We start from the raw sequence: 14867 nt of genomic DNA, 5'->3' as shown, positions 1-14867 counted from the left end.
ACTGAAGGACCAGAACCCATGGCCATGACCGCACTTGCCGACAAGGGCAACATTCTCCACATCTTTGACTTCAAGGTGAAGGACGGGATGGGCGACGAGTTCATCAAGCGGTTCGAAAAGTTCGACTATTCGGACGAGAACCCGATGCACAAGTCCCCCGCGCAGGTCCGTGACGGCGTGCTGTGCCGGGCGTCGGACGATCCCAACCGGTTCTTCCTGATCGGCGAATGGAAAAGCATCGCCGAGCACAAGGAAATCCTGCCCCTGATCGCCGAACTGAAGCCCGACTACGCGCCGCTGCTGGCGGATGGCCCGGCGTCGATGAAGCCGCTTTATGTCGAGGTGGTGGTTTCGACCCCGCAGGAAATCCTCGACCGGGCCTGAAGACCGGAGCGCCTGACGTGAAGGACGTCCGCTGGGACAGCCGCAAGACCGTCGCCCGGGCGCCCGCCATCGGCCGCGACGCGGTCGCGACATCGCACCCGCTTGCCGCGCAGGCCGGGCTTGCGATGTTGCGCGCCGGTGGAAACGCGGTGGATGCGGCGCTCGCGGCAGGTATCGCGCTGATCGTGCTGGAACCGGTGTCGACCGGGCTGGGTGGCGACGCCTTTGCCATGGTGTCCGAACCGGGTCAGGATCCGGTCGTTCTGAACGGCACCGGCCGGGCCCCCCTGGCCTGGACCGAAGACCGGGTCGCGGCACTGGACAGGATCCCACCCCGTGGCTGGGGCAGCGTCACCACGCCCGGCACCGTTGCGGCCTGGGTCGACCTGTCGGAGCGTTTCGGCCGTCTGCCGTTCGAGACCCTGTTCGAACCGGCCATCGACTGGGCCCGCGAAGGCGCGCCGCTGGCCCCGGGCGTCCGGGGCCGCTGGCAGATCCAGGTCGACGGGTTGAAGGACCAGCCTGGCTTTGCCGAGGCCTACCTGCCGCAGGGCTTGGTGCCACAACCCGGCGCGATCTTCCGCCAGCCCGACCTGGCCGCCAGCCTTGAATTGATCGCGTCCACACGGGGGCGCGCCTTCTACGAGGGTCCGCTGGCCGATGCGATGGTGGCGCACGCGGTGGAACATGGAGGCCTTCTGAGGCACGAGGATCTGGTGCAACACCGGTCCGAATGGGGTGTGGCGCTGTCGTCCACGCCCCCGGGCGCGCCCGAGGCCGTGATGCACGTCGCACCGCCCAACACGCAGGCGCTGGTGATCGAACTGACGCTGGGAATCCTGTCGCATTTCGATGCGCCCCTGCAGGACCCCGACAGCGTCGAAGGCCGGCATCTTCAGATCGAGGCGTTCAAATGCGCCTCGGCCGATGTTGCCGCGGCTCTTGGCGATCCGGCCGGGCAGCGGCTGCCGCTGAACGAACTGCGCGACCCGGACCATGCAGCGAGGCGGGCGGCACGGGTCGAACGCAGGGCCGCGGCGCGGAAGCCTGGCCTGCCGGGACGTGGCGGCACTGTGGCCGTGGTCGCCGCCGACCGCGAAGGGCGTATGGTGTCCTTCCTGCAGTCGAATTTCGTGGGCTTCGGATCCGGCGTCGTGGTGCCCGGTACGGGGATCAGTTTCCACAACCGGATGGGCGGCTTTTCCCTGCGACCCGGTCATCCGAACCTGTTGGTGGCAGGGAAACGGCCGCTGCACACGCTGATGCCGTCGCTTCTGACGGTGGACGGACTGGGACAGGCCGCTGTCGCCGTATCCGGCGGCAACATGCAGCCGCAGGTGCAGATCGCGCTGGCCCTGCGCCTGCTTGCGGCGGGGGGCGAACCCCAGACTGCCATCGACGGCCCGCGCCACCGCCACGTCGCCGGGCTGGACATCAACCTGGAGGCGGGCATCGCGCCCCATGTCGTAGCGGCGTTGGCCGAACGTGGGCACAAGATCGTGCCGCCGGTGCCCGGCTACATGGATTTCGGGTCCGCACAGATGCTGTGGCGTCTGGACGACGCCTGGCTGGCCGCCACCGACAGCCGCAAGGACGGCGCGGCGGTGGCCTGGTGAACATTTGGATTTGACGGAGACGAAGACCCATGGCTTGGCATGACGTGACCGAAACAAGCGCAGTGGCCGAAGGCCAGGTGCTGGGCGTGACCATCGGCGAGGAAATGATCGCCCTCTACCGGATCGAAGGCGTGTTTTATGCCACCTCGAACATCTGCACCCATGCCTTCGCGCTGATGTCGGACGGGTATCTGGAAGACGACTGCATCGAATGCCCGGTCCACCAGGCGCTGTTCCACGTACCCACGGGCGAAGCCCGGTCGCGCATTGCGAAGCGGCCGCTGAAAACCTATCCGGTGAAGGTGGAAAACGACCGCCTGATGGTCGAGATCACCGAGACCGCCAAGGTCTGATCCGTCCCGATTCGACCAGCGCCTATCGGCTGCCCAGCGGCTTCGCGCATTATGGCCGGAGGCTGTGGGCGCAGCGGGATATGAGCGCTTAAACTGCCGTACACGAAACCGGCAGCAGGCCAGACCCGCAAGCGCCCGTCGGCGAACTCGTAGACATCGAGATGGCCTCGGGCGGCTGCCTCCGCTGTAGCTTCGGCCTTGTCGTCTTTCTGCCGTTTGACAAACGGCTTCACATACGCCGCCGGAACCAGGCGCACCTCGTGACCGTGCGAAAGCGCCACTCGGGCCCAGCGATGCGACGGGGCGCAAGCGTCCATCGCAAAGAATGCAGGTCGGCTGCCCGGCGAGAAGCGTCATCAGGCGCGTCCGTGATAATACTCGGTTGTATAGAACCCCCCATCCGCTCCGCTTGCTCAGACCTGGAGGGTGCCCTTCGCCAGGTCGATCGCCAGCATACCGATCTTCGTCGTCATCGATGCGCCCTCCGTTTGGTTCCGATGGAACGATCAGGGCATATGAGATGCCGTTCCGTGGGGGCATCCACCGCATCAGTTCAGTGCCGGTGTCTAGATCAGTCTGACTGACAGGCCGTTGCGATGCCTTGGGGGCATCGTGGCGGGGATATTGGTATCGAGGCAAACCGGTTGCCGCGGGCATAGGTTTGACGACGCGGGGAAGTAATGGCTGTCACAGCCCCCCCGCAATGAACGGGGCATGCGTCAGGGAGGACAGGCATGTTGGAGGAAACCGAAACCGCAGAGCTTGAAGCCCGGGAACGGGAGCGCTGCGACTATATTCTCGCCGCCAATCTTGATGCGCTTGGCCCAATGCTCAGCGACGATCTTGCGCATGTTCACCTGAACGGCGTGCTTGATGACAAGGTGGGCTATCTGGCCAGTGTGGGAACGAAGTTCAGCGTCGAACACATCGAGCGGGGTCCGTTGCAGATCCGCGTCTACGATGGGTTCGCCGTCATGATCGGCGAGCTGCGCCAGACCATAGTGGCCAACGACACCGGACAGCGCCTGTCGGCAACCGCAATGTCCACCCAGGTCTGGCGAAAGCAGGATCGACGGTGGCTCTTGAACACCTGTCACAACGCCATGCTGGCGCAGGAAGGGTGAGGGACAGAGCATGCCTATTGCCCGCATTTGCAAATCCGATGGAGCGACGGCACTTGCAAAGGTGTTCGACGGCTTCATGGTGGATCTCTCCGTCGCCGCGCCGGATCTTCCTCGCGAAATCGTGGCCTATCTCGACCCGGCTTCGGAAGCCCGTGCGGGCTTCGATGCAATCGGGCCGGATGCGCCGGGCCGGATCGCGATTGAAGATGTGCGCCTCCTTGCTCCGATCCCGGCTCCCGAGAAGTTCCTCGGCATCGGGCTGAACTACAAGGCGCACGGCGCGGAAGCGGAGCGGCTGGGCCTAAAGCCGCCGGAAACGCAGGTGTGGTTCAACAAGCAAGTGTCCTGCATCGTCGGTCCGGTAGACGAGGTGGTCATTCCTTCGGTCAGCGAAAAGGTCGATTACGAAGTCGAACTTGCCGTCGTGATCGGGCAGAGCTGCCGATATGTCGATGAAGCCGAGGCGCGCAGCGTGATCGGCGGTTACATGGTCGCCAATGATGTTTCCGCGCGCGACTGGCAGATGAGGTCCCCCAGCGTGACGCTGGGCAAGTCTTTTGACACGCACGGACCGACAGGTCCCTGGTTGACCTTCGACAACGAGATCGAAGATCCGCAGAACCTGGACCTTGAGATGCGGATCAACGACGAGATCCGGCAAAGCGCCAATACCCGGGACATGGTGTTCAGCATCGCCGAGCAAGTGTCCTACCTGTCGCAGGTCATGACGCTCAAGCCAGGCGACATCCTGGCGACCGGCACGCCCGGCGGGGTGGGCATCGCCATGCAGCCGCCGACCTTCGTCAAGCCGGGCGACGTGATGCATGCCGCGATCACGGGTCTTGGGCATATCCGGAACGTAGCTGTCAGCGAATGAACGACGGACGGACACGTCGAGAGCCCCGCCACGTCGAGGAGTACGTCGCGGTGGCCATGCGAATGGCTCGGACACGAGCCAGTACCGCATCTGTCAGCAATGGAGGAGTGCAATGACAGGGTTTCTTTCAAACAGATCGGCGGCGTGTTTCATGCTTGGAGCCGCGACGCTGGCGCTCGGACAGCCCGTAGAGGCGCAGGAGGGGCGACCGAACATTGTCCTGATTGTCGCTGATGACATGGGCTATTCGGACATCGGCGCATTTGGCGGGGAAATCCCTACCCCCTCTCTCGATGCGCTTGCGCGCGAAGGCACCAGGTTCACCAATTTCCACGTGGCACCGACGTGCTCGCCCAGCCGGGCCATGCTGATGTCGGGCACGGACAATCATGTGGCCGGGTTGGGCACCATGGCCGAGGAAATCCTTGATGAACAGCGCGGTCTTCCGGGGTACGAGGGCTTTCTGAACGACCGTGTCGTCAGCTTTCCCCAGGTGCTGCGAGACAATGGATATCATACTTACATGTCGGGAAAGTGGCATCTCGGCGGCCGGGAAGAACAGCGCCCTGCCGCACGCGGGTTTGAACGTTCCTTTGCCCTGATAAACGGTGCCGCCCATCATTTCGACCAGACGGGCGCGATCGAGGCCCTACCCAAGGCGACCTATACGCGTGACGGGGAGCTGGTCGATCTCGGCGAGGATTTCACCTATTCGACCGAGTATTTCACGACGCACCTGATCGATCAGATCGAAGCCGCAACGGACAATGCACCGTTCTTTGCCTTTCTCGGCTTCTCGGCACCGCATTGGCCACTGCAGGCACCGGACGACTCCATCGCTCTGTTCGAGGGCAAGTACGATGGGGGATATGATGAAATCCGGGGTGCCAGGCTCGAACGCATGCGGGAGATCGGACTGATCGGGCCGGATGTGCAGCCCAACCTGGAACCCGACCTCTGGCCGCACTGGAACGAACTGGATGCGGAACAGCGCAAGATCGAAGCCCGCAAGATGGAGGTCTATGCGGCGATGATCTACGAGATTGACCAGAATGTCGGTCGCCTCGTTACCTATCTGAAAGAGAAGGGCGAATACGACGATACGGTTTTCATCTTCTTCTCTGACAACGGCGCCGAAGGAACGTTGCCCGGAGAGGTCCTTGGCGGTCGGAACCGCGAGTACATCAGTCGCGCATTCGATAATTCGTTGGAAAACCTGGGTCGACGGGGGTCGTATTTCGGGTATGGGCCGTCCTGGGCCGCGGTAAGCCAGACGCCGTTCCGGATGACCAAGGGATTCACGTACGAAGGCGGCACTCGGTCGCCCGCTTTCATCTCGTATCCCGGTTGGGGCGCGGGGGGTCGACAGGACCATTTCGTGCATATCACCGACATCGCGCCCACCCTTCTGGACATTGCCGGCGTCACTGAAATTGACACTCCCGACCTGAAGCCGATGACGGGACATTCCCTGATGCCTTGGCTGCAAGGTGTGCAGGACGTGCCGCGCCCCCAACAGGATCCAGTCTGCACGGAGCTGTTTGGAAGGGTGGCTGTATGGAAGGACGGCTGGAAAATTGTCCATAGCAACGCGCCATGGGGCGCCGGCGATTTCGAATTGTTCGACCTTGGGAATGATCCGGTGGAGAGACAAGACCTTGCAGCGGAGCGGAAAGACAAGCTGGCAGAATTGAAAGCTGATTGGGAGCATTGCCGGGCTGCCTACGATATCTACTGGTACACCGGGCTCTCTCAGAAAATTGTTGCAACCAACCAGACGCAATATCTGTTTGAACCGCCACATACGACATCCGAAAAATAGGTCAGCGCAAGCGCACTGCATGATCGGCGGCGTAACCCGCACAACCCCGGTTTACGCCGCTTTCTCAAAAGACCGGAACAATCGACGCTCATGGAAATGAGACGTGCGGATCTGTGCCTTCTTTCACCACAGAACGCCCCGTCACCTGCCCCGGCCAAGGCCGCGAAACGCGGCAATAACCACGGCCAAGACAAAGAGATCAGGATTTCTGAAACGTGACAATCGCGATCAAGAATAATGCCTTATCTTCCGGAAGAGGTCACGTCGGGCCCTGGGCGTTCCGGGCAGCCGGGCTGTGTCGCAGGTCGACCGGGGGCAAGATCACAGCAAACCGGGGCGAAGGCGCCCAGCTTGATCTGGCGATTTCGCGGCACCGACTGTCCCTGTCTGTTCATCGTCGGCCGGCAAATTGGCGAATGAACGTGTCGGCAAGGTGCTTGATTTCCCAAGGCGGGCCCATGGCGCGCACGCCTGTCCCGCTAGGGGTGTGCAAAAGGAATTTCCGTGGTCGATTTCAGTTCTTCCAGGACAATGCTGGATTGGGTTTCGGCCACGCCCTCGATCACCGTGAAACTGTTCCGCATGAAATCCCGAAATTCCTTGATGTCACGTGCCCGAACCTGAACCAGATAGTCGAAACCGCCGGCGAGGAGATGGCAGGCGACGACTTCGGGAAATTTCTGCACGGCCGCTTCGAAGCGGTTGAAGGCGTCTCGGGTTTGGCTGCCAAGGCGTACGTTGACGAAGACGATCAGCGATGCTCCCAGCGACTCCGGGTTCAACAGCGCGACATACTTCGTGATATGCCCCTCGTCTTCCAGCCGTTTGACACGGCGGGCGCAGGGGGACGTCGACAATCCGACGCGCTCTCCCAATTCGGTCATGCTGATGCGCCCCTGCTGCTGCAGCACCTCAAGGATCTTCAAATCTACGGGGCTCAGTGGCTCGGTCATTTTATGTCCAAAATTCGCGTAACATTGATAATATTTGTCATTAAGATATCAAAAAAGGTCAAGAAAAGTCAAGAAATTGCGCTTTTGGGAAAATATTCTGTCGTCACAGGAGGCCCGAAATGCTGGACCAGACAATAGAACTCGATGACAAGTACGATCTTTCTGAAGATCGCATTTTTACGACCGGAACCCAGGCTTTGGTCCGGCTGACGCTGATGCAGAAGCGGGCAGATATGGCTGCGGGCCTGAACACCGCAGGATTTGTAACTGGCTACCGAGGCTCGCCTTTGGGTGGGGTTGACCAGACTTTCCTGCGCGCGCGGAGCTTCACTGATCCTCAGGACATCACGCTGCATCCCGCCGTGAACGAAGACCTCGCCGCGACCAGCGTTCTTGGGACGCAGCAGATAAATCTGATGGAGCGGGCGCATCGCGACGGTGTCTTCTCGATGTGGTATGGCAAGGGGCCGGGCGTCGATCGCTCGGGCGATGCTCTCCGACATGGCAATCTGGCTGGCACCGCACCCCACGGGGGCGTTCTGGTTCTGGCAGGTGACGATCATACGGCCAAATCGTCGACGACATCGCACCAGAGCGAATACGCGCTGGTGGACGCGATGATCCCGGTGCTCAACCCTTCGGGGGTTCGGGAGATTCTGGAGTTCGGTCTCTTCGGATGGGCTCTATCCCGATTTTCCGGGACCTGGGCGGCCTTGAAACTGGTCGCAGACACGATGGATTCTTCTGCCTCCATTGCCGTTCCGGGCCTTCGTAGTTTTGCGACGCCGACCGATATCGAACTGCCTGACGGCGGGCTCAGCATTCGCTGGCCGGACAGCCCGCAGGCAATGGAACGCCGCCTGCACAATCACAAGATCCCGGCCGTTGGCGCCTTTGCGCGGGCCAACCGGATCGACCGGGTCGAAGGGGCCACGGCGCGCCGAAGGATCGGCATCGTGACAACGGGCAAATCCTATCTCGACCTTCTGCAGGCTTTGGAAATCCTGGGGCTGCCTCTCGAACGTGCCGCGGAGCTGGGGATCTCGGTCTACAAGGTGGGCCTTGTCTGGCCTCTCGAACCGCAAGGTCTTCATGCCTTTGCCGAGGGGCTGGAAGAGCTGTTGGTGATCGAGGAAAAACGCCCCCTGATCGAAAGCCAGATCAAGGATCAGCTTTTTCATATGCCGGCCGACCGCCGCCCGCGGGTTCTGGGCAAGCGTGACGCGCAGGGGCAAATCGTGTTCCCCTTGCATGGCGATCTGTCGAGCGACCGCATCGCTGCCGTGCTGGCGCAGCGTCTTCTGCCCTTGATCGATGCACCCGATCTGGGCGAACGGTTGCGGCAGGCGACGGACGCACGTGCCGCTTTGCCGGACGTGCCGCTTTGGGAACGAACCCCCTATTTCTGCTCGGGCTGCCCACATAACAGCTCGACCAAAGTGCCCGAGGGAAGTCGCGCCTTCGCCGGGATCGGCTGCCACTATCTTGCCCAGAAGATGGATCGGAACACCGCGACCTACACCCATATGGGCGGAGAAGGCGCGAACTGGATCGGCCAGGCGCCATATGTTCCGACCCGCCATGTTTTCCAGAATATCGGCGATGGCACATATTTTCATTCGGGTCTTCTGGCGATCCGGGCTGCCGTGGCCGCGAAGGTCAATATTACCTACAAGATCCTGTATAATGACGCAGTGGCGATGACCGGCGGCCAGACGCATGACGGGCCCCTGGATCCGCAGCGGATCACGCATCAATTGCGTGCCGAAGGCGTCGAACGTATCGCTGTGGCGTCCGATGACATCGCAAAGTACCGCGGGCAAAAGCGCTTCGCAGAGGGGGTGACGATCCATCCCCGCGAAGAGCTCGACGCCGTTCAGAGAGAGCTGCGCGAGGTCGAGGGCGTGACGGCCCTTGTCTATGATCAGGTCTGCGCGGCTGAAAAGCGACGGCGGAGCAAGCGCGCGGCCCCCACGCCGACGCTCACCCGCCGCGTGTTTATCAACGAACTCGTGTGCGAGGGCTGCGGCGACTGCTCGAAAAAGTCCAACTGCCTTTCCGTGACGCCTATGGAAACGGAATTCGGGCGTAAGCGGCGGATTGATCAATCGTCCTGCAATCTCGATCATTCGTGTGTCAACGGTTTCTGCCCTTCCTTTGTCACCCTGGAAGGTGCCGAGCTGCGCAAGCCGTTGAAGGACGCTTTGAGTGACATCCTGTCGGCCGATCTGCCGATGCCGGCGCTGCCGGCGCTGGACGAACCCTGGAACATCATGGTGACCGGCGTTGGGGGAACGGGGATCATAACCATCGGCGCGATCCTCGCGATGGCGGCCCATACCGAGGGTAAGGGCTGTTCAACCCTCGATATGACCGGCATGGCCCAGAAAGGGGGCGCCGTCACCTCGCATATCCGGCTCTGCGCCTCGCCGGATACCGCGCTGGCCCATCGCATTCCCGATGCCGAGGCCGACCTGGTGATCGGTGGCGATCCGGTCGTGACCGCAAGCCGGGAGGCGCTGGGGGTGGTCTCGGGCAGCCGCAGCCGCGTGATCCTGAATGCACAGCAACCCATCACGTCCGACTTCATCCGGGATCCCGCCTTTCATGTTCCGACGGAAAAGCTCGCGGATACGGTGCGGCGCCATGCGGGTGGCGATCATGTCGATCTCGTCAGTGCGACAAGGCTGGCCGAGCGCACCCTTGGCGACGCAATCGGTGCGAACCTGTTCCTTGTCGGCTACGCCTTCCAGAAAGGGCTGATCCCGCTCTCCGAGGCGGCGATCCTGAACGCGATCCGCCTGAACCGGGTGGCGATCGAGATGAACGAGACGGCGTTCCGTCTGGGCCGTGTCGCGGCGCAACATCCGGAACGGCTTTCCGGGTTCCTGGACGAGTCTCCGGCGCCCGGACTGGCGCATCGCCTGCCGTCGCGGACACTGGACGAGACCATCGCGCGGCGGGTCGACTTCCTGACCGGCTATCAGAATAGCCGCTATGGCGAGAGCTATCGCAAGACGATTGAAAGGGTTCGCGCCAGAGAGACCGCGGCAATGGGACAGGAGGGCCCGCTAACCGAGACGGTGGCCCGGTCGCTTTTCAAGCTGATGGCATACAAGGACGAATACGAGGTTGCGCGCCTCTACGCCGCCAGCTCTTTCAAGGCCATGATCGACGAGGCTTTCGGAGCGCAGGGACGGATGTATCTGCATCTCGCGCCACCGATCCTGGCTAGGGTCGACCCGGCGACGGGCGAACCTGCAAAGCGGCGATTTGGGCCGTGGATCTTCACCCTTTTGCGCTTGATGTCCATTGGGAAATGCCTGCGCGGCACGCGGCTCGACCCCTTCGGCCACACGGTGGAACGGCGGGAAGAACGTCAGTTGATCGAGGACTTCAGGCAGAGCATCGAACTCATCCTTGCCACCCTGTCGCCCGAGACGATGGAGACGGCTCTCGAACTTGCAGCGATTCCAGACGGGATACGCGGCTTTGGCCCGGTCAAGGCGCGGAGCATCGCCGCCGTGCGCCCCAAATGGGCAAAATTGGAAGCGGCGTTGAAGCAAGAGGCGGCCCGGTAACGGAAACATGCCTTCGAAAGGTCCCCGCACTTTGCGGGCTTGGAAACAGGCGGGCCCGTCACCGGGCTTCGGTCTTCCGGGGAAACCCCCGACGTCCCGATCTGCCGTGAGGAGGAAGGCGATCCGGGCGCCCATCACCAGCACTCCACCCAAAAGGAATTGACATCATGAAACAACCCAGGCCGCTCGCGCGCAAACCTGTTCTGCATCACGTCACCTTCAAGACCTCGCGTCTGCAGGAAATGCTCGATTGGTATGAGGCCGTCGTGGGCTGCACCGCAGGTTTTACCTTCGAGGGCGCGGGCTGGACGACCAACGACACCGCGAACCACCGCATCGCCTTTCTGACCAGCCCGGCGATGAAGGACGACCCCGAAAAGATCTCCCATACCGGCATCCATCACACGGCTTTCGAATTCGGCACGCTCGAGGACCTGGTGGACAATTACGAGCGTCTGGCCGAGGTCGGCATCCTGCCAGACGTCTGCTTTGACCATGGGGCGACCATGTCGTTCTATTACGTCGATCCGGACGGCAATCTGGTCGAGCTGCAAAGCGACAACTTCGGCAACTGGATTCATTCGACGCACTGGATGCGGACCTCGGAGGATTTCGCCCGCGAGCCGATCGGCGTCATGGTGGACCCGGCCAAGCTGATCGCTGCGTTGAAAGGCGGCCTGTCGGTGTCGGAGCTGCTGAAGAAGTCGCGGGCAGGCGAATACCAACCAGAGGTCCCCGGCAACATGCATTTGCCGGGCTGAGGGCGCGCGCGACAAGAATCTCAACCGCTTGTCGCGCATCGCGCGACGGGCCGGACCTGGCGGGGGGTTGTGGAACTTACCCCCCGGCGAGGCCACTCACAGCACCACATTCGAGGCCCGGGCGCGTTACCGGGGGCAAGTCCCCCGGTTCGGCCGTGCTGGCCGTCACAGGGGAGGAGAGCTCGAAAATGTCGAGGGATTCGAAAATCATCATTGTCGGCGGTGGGCCGACGGGGCTGACCGCTGGCATCCTTCTGCGCCAGCGTGGCTTGAACCCGATCGTTCTGGAGCGTCGGCACGACCAGATCGGCTATCCCGCGGCCCATGTTGTCAACACCCGCACAATGGAAATCATGGCCGAACTGGGCGTTGGCGAACGGATGTGGGCGGAAGGCGACAACACGGCAATGAGCGGAAAGATCGTCTGGGTCGAAAGCATGGCCGGTCGTGAATACGGAGTGCTGTCTGTCCGGGGGGCGGCCGAGGACGACCGCGGCCCCCTCAGCCGGTATCGCTCGTTGAACCTTCCGCAGACGCATCTGGAACGCATCCTGGCCGAACGGTTCATGGAGCTGGGGGGCGACTTGCGCTATGGCCATTGCGTTAGCGATCTGCGGCAGGACGAAACAGAAGGCGAGGTAACGGTCGATACCGCGGATGGCCAGCAGGTGATGAAGTTCGATTGGTTGATCGGTTGCGATGGTGCCGGCAGCATGGTGCGAAGGTCGGTCGGGATCGATATGGATGGCCCGCCTTCGCTGGCGCGGTTCATGACGATCTACTTCCATGCCGATTTCGACAGATATCGGGAAGGGCGCAAGGCCGTTTTGTACTGGATCGGCGGCACGGATGCGCGCGGGGTCTTCCTGAACTTCGACAAGCATGGTCGCAGCTGGGCCATGCTTGTGCCTATCGGCGATGCCCGGGTCGAGGATTTCAGCAATGAAGACGCCACCCGGATCCTCAACAAGGCGATGGGCGATTTCGACATCGAAGTGAAGATCGACTCGATCAGTACATGGAACATGAGCGCGCAGGTGGCCCAGTCCTATCGGGCGGGGCATGTGCTTCTGGCGGGGGATGCCTGCCACCGGTTCCCGCCGATGGGTGGGCTGGGGATGAATACCGGCATTCAGGACGCGCACAACCTGGCGTGGAAGCTCGATGCCGTCGTCTCCGGCTTGGCCCCGTCTGCGCTGTTGGACAGCTATCAGGTCGAGCGTCGTGCGATTGCGCAGCGCAATACCGATCAAAGCGTGAAGAACATGATGAAAATGGGTCAGATCGACGAGGCCCTGGGGGTGCCACTTCTGGCGCCGGTCTCGCTCGACGACATCCGGGGACCCGTGCGGCAGCATGACGCCGCGGTTGTCGGAATCGACGGGGACGGTGCCATGGCTCAGAGGCGCCGCGCGGCGGTTCAGGCGGCAATCGAAAACCAGGCGGAGCACTTCGATCAGGGAGCAGGGATGGACCTTGGGTTCATCTATGATGAGGGACTTGTCGCGCACGATGGATGCGCGCCTGGGCCAAGCGACATTTCGCGGTATCGCCCGGACGCCCATCCCGGCGCACGGCTTCCGTTCAGTTCCCCGGACGGTAGTTTTGCGGCATCCACTCTTGGGCGAGTGGCGCCAGTCGGCATCACGCTCTTTGCCCTGGATCCGGCCTGGCACGAGGCAGCGCAATCCGCGGTGGCAGCGACGGGAGTCCCTGTCACGGTGCTGACCATCGGCGCCGATGCGAATTTCGGCCCGAACGCCTCTGATTTGCTTGGTATCGAGAAAAGCGGCGCGGTCACGGTTCGTCCCGACGGACATGTTCTTTGGCGAGACGCATCGGTGCTGAACCTGGATGGGTTCCAGCAAGCCCTTGGCCTCCTCAAAGGGGAATGAGCTGAAAAAAGGCCGCGCGGAATTTCGATTTGGGCGGCCTTGTCCCGAAACCGGCAATGTCAATCCGCGACCACAAACCGGCACCAATTTCTGCTGAAAGCCGGGTCGCGGCATCGCGGGAACGTGTTGTCCCGAACGTCGTGCTGGACGCAGGCGTGAAGGCAGGAATTTCGCTGTCGATGGCGATCGTCCCGGAGGGCCCGGTGCGTGCGCGACGGAGAAGCTGAGTTTCGGATCAAACTGGAAGAAAAGCTAGGATAGGAGAAGCCATGTCCCGAAAATCAATTGCCATGCTCGTTGGCAGCATTCGCAAACAGTCGATCAACCTCAGGCTTGCGAAGGCCATCCAACTTTATGCGCCCGCTTCGATGGCCTTTCGTTACATACGTATGGACGACATGCCATTCTACAACGGCGATCTCGAACCTGACCGGCCCGACGCGGTTCGCAACTTCACCAACGCGATCAGGGAAGCGGATGGCGTTTGCTGCGTGACGCCGGAGTACAACCGATCGATTCCCGCTCTCCTGAAAAATGCCATCGATTGGGGATCAAAACCTCCTTCGGAAAACGTCTGGAATGGCAAGGTCTTCGCCATGACGGGTGCGTCCCCCGGCTCGATAGGAACAGCAATCGGGCAACAGCATCTGCGACAAATCATGGCGGTACAGGGCAGCATTGTCATGCCGGGGGAAACCTATATCAGTTTCAGAACTCCCGAAATGATCTCCGAAGACGGCGTCATTGCGGATCAGGACCTGCGTGACTTCATTGCAGCCTTTGCCGAGCGTTTTGCCCAACTCATAGATCGCATGGCGTGATGACCGGCACGACAGGGCTGGAACCGGCACGGTGGAGAGATCGTGCTTGGCAAACATGACGGCGCGGCGGGTGCGTGCTTGCCGCCTGTTGCGCGCTGCCGCCGGGTGAGGCCGCGCCATGCCACGAAGTCTCGGCCCTTCCGGAACGCTTTCGGCGGCGGAGCCATAGTGGCGATGGCTGCGGCGATCAACGGGCCTATGCTTGGGATCGACATCAGACGACGGGGAACCTCATCTGTCTTGGTGCCCCGGCCAATGTCGGCATCCAGGGTCTCGATCCGACCGTCGGGTTGGGCAAGCATAACAGTCCGGACCATCAGGGAGGACCAATTGTTCGCCCGCGACAAGGGCAAACAGGCGCCGGGCATTCGTTGCGCCCTAAGGTACGACGCAGCCGAATTCAGTAAGATGTCCGCGTATTGCATTGACGGCCTAGGTGCGCTGCCGGATGAGCCTGAAATCGTGGTCGATCTTGGACAATTCCCGCACCCAGAAAAATCGCGCCGCCGCCGACCTCTATCGCCACCAGGCAGGGCGGCAACTTGGCAAAGAAGTCAAGCATCGGGGCCCTTCTAAGCTTCCTGCGCAAGATGGCACTGCCATTCCTGTCTGAACCGTCAACCCGAAACTCATTCTTCGCCAGATCCAATCCGACCGTGATAATCTCCGACATGACCGCC

The 14867-nt window shown here is 61.9% G+C and carries 13 protein-coding genes; 10 read left to right on the top strand and 3 right to left on the bottom strand.

All coding sequences use genetic code 11. The annotated features are described in order from the left end of the window. Window positions 1-18 precede the first annotated feature (18 nt). From FQK05_RS18065 to FQK05_RS18040, 6 genes are all read left to right on the top strand, one after another. The gene (locus tag FQK05_RS18065) at window positions 19-384 is read left to right on the top strand and encodes a putative quinol monooxygenase (protein WP_158969446.1); all 366 of its coding nucleotides are present in this window, start codon (window positions 19-21) and stop codon (window positions 382-384) included. Window positions 385-401: 17 nt separating this feature from the next. Then, window positions 402-2000, top strand: a complete 1599-nt coding sequence (locus FQK05_RS18060; protein ID WP_158969444.1) for a gamma-glutamyltransferase family protein — start codon at window positions 402-404, stop codon at window positions 1998-2000. Between the two features lie 29 nt (window positions 2001-2029). Then, a complete protein-coding gene (locus FQK05_RS18055; protein WP_158969442.1) occupies window positions 2030-2353 on the top strand; it encodes a non-heme iron oxygenase ferredoxin subunit in 324 nt (107 codons plus the stop codon). A 734-nt stretch (window positions 2354-3087) separates the two neighbouring features. Further along, window positions 3088-3477, top strand: a complete 390-nt coding sequence (locus FQK05_RS18050; RefSeq protein WP_158969440.1) for a nuclear transport factor 2 family protein — start codon at window positions 3088-3090, stop codon at window positions 3475-3477. Between the two features lie 10 nt (window positions 3478-3487). After that, window positions 3488-4354, top strand: a complete 867-nt coding sequence (locus tag FQK05_RS18045; protein WP_158969438.1) for a fumarylacetoacetate hydrolase family protein — start codon at window positions 3488-3490, stop codon at window positions 4352-4354. Between the two features lie 112 nt (window positions 4355-4466). Beyond that, entirely contained in the window at window positions 4467-6176 is a 1710-nt protein-coding gene (locus tag FQK05_RS18040; RefSeq protein ID WP_233270564.1) for an arylsulfatase, read from the top strand. Between the two features lie 479 nt (window positions 6177-6655). Here FQK05_RS18040 and FQK05_RS18035 read toward each other — a convergent pair whose 3' ends face one another. Continuing rightward, window positions 6656-7129 (bottom strand): Lrp/AsnC family transcriptional regulator, encoded by a 474-nt coding sequence (locus FQK05_RS18035; protein ID WP_158969436.1) that lies wholly within the window; start codon window positions 7127-7129, stop codon window positions 6656-6658. 119 nt (window positions 7130-7248) lie between these two features. Here FQK05_RS18035 and FQK05_RS18030 point away from each other — a divergent pair, with 119 nt between their 5' ends. The 4 genes from FQK05_RS18030 to FQK05_RS18015 all read left to right on the top strand — a co-directional run bounded on the left by FQK05_RS18030 (window position 7249) and on the right by FQK05_RS18015 (window position 14187). Then, window positions 7249-10710 carry an indolepyruvate ferredoxin oxidoreductase family protein gene (locus FQK05_RS18030; protein WP_158969434.1) on the top strand — a complete coding sequence of 1154 codons (3462 nt, stop codon included), beginning with the start codon at window positions 7249-7251 and terminating at the stop codon, window positions 10708-10710. 167 nt (window positions 10711-10877) lie between these two features. Further along, window positions 10878-11471 (top strand): VOC family protein, encoded by a 594-nt coding sequence (locus FQK05_RS18025; RefSeq protein WP_158969432.1) that lies wholly within the window; start codon window positions 10878-10880, stop codon window positions 11469-11471. A 188-nt stretch (window positions 11472-11659) separates the two neighbouring features. Then, window positions 11660-13366 (top strand): FAD-dependent monooxygenase, encoded by a 1707-nt coding sequence (locus FQK05_RS18020; protein WP_158969430.1) that lies wholly within the window; start codon window positions 11660-11662, stop codon window positions 13364-13366. Between the two features lie 269 nt (window positions 13367-13635). Beyond that, window positions 13636-14187: an NADPH-dependent FMN reductase gene (locus FQK05_RS18015; RefSeq protein WP_158969428.1), complete on the top strand. Its 552-nt coding sequence runs from the start codon at window positions 13636-13638 to the stop codon at window positions 14185-14187. Here FQK05_RS18015 and FQK05_RS26560 read toward each other — a convergent pair. Beyond that, window positions 14118-14354, bottom strand: coding sequence for a hypothetical protein (locus tag FQK05_RS26560; RefSeq protein ID WP_407644512.1), 237 nt, complete (start codon window positions 14352-14354; stop codon window positions 14118-14120). The two genes, FQK05_RS18015 and FQK05_RS26560, sit on opposite strands and share 70 nt — an antisense overlap. A 233-nt stretch (window positions 14355-14587) precedes the next feature. Next, on the bottom strand, window positions 14588-14860 hold the full coding sequence (locus FQK05_RS26185) for a hypothetical protein (protein ID WP_233270563.1): 273 nt from the start codon (window positions 14858-14860) through the stop codon (window positions 14588-14590). Window positions 14861-14867 lie beyond the last annotated feature (7 nt).

This window comes from Chachezhania sediminis (genome assembly GCF_009765275.1).
Classification (GTDB): Bacteria; Pseudomonadota; Alphaproteobacteria; order Rhodobacterales; family Rhodobacteraceae; genus Chachezhania; species Chachezhania sediminis.
Note: the sequence above shows the minus strand (reverse complement) of the source record. Positions and strands in the feature narration are given on the sequence as shown.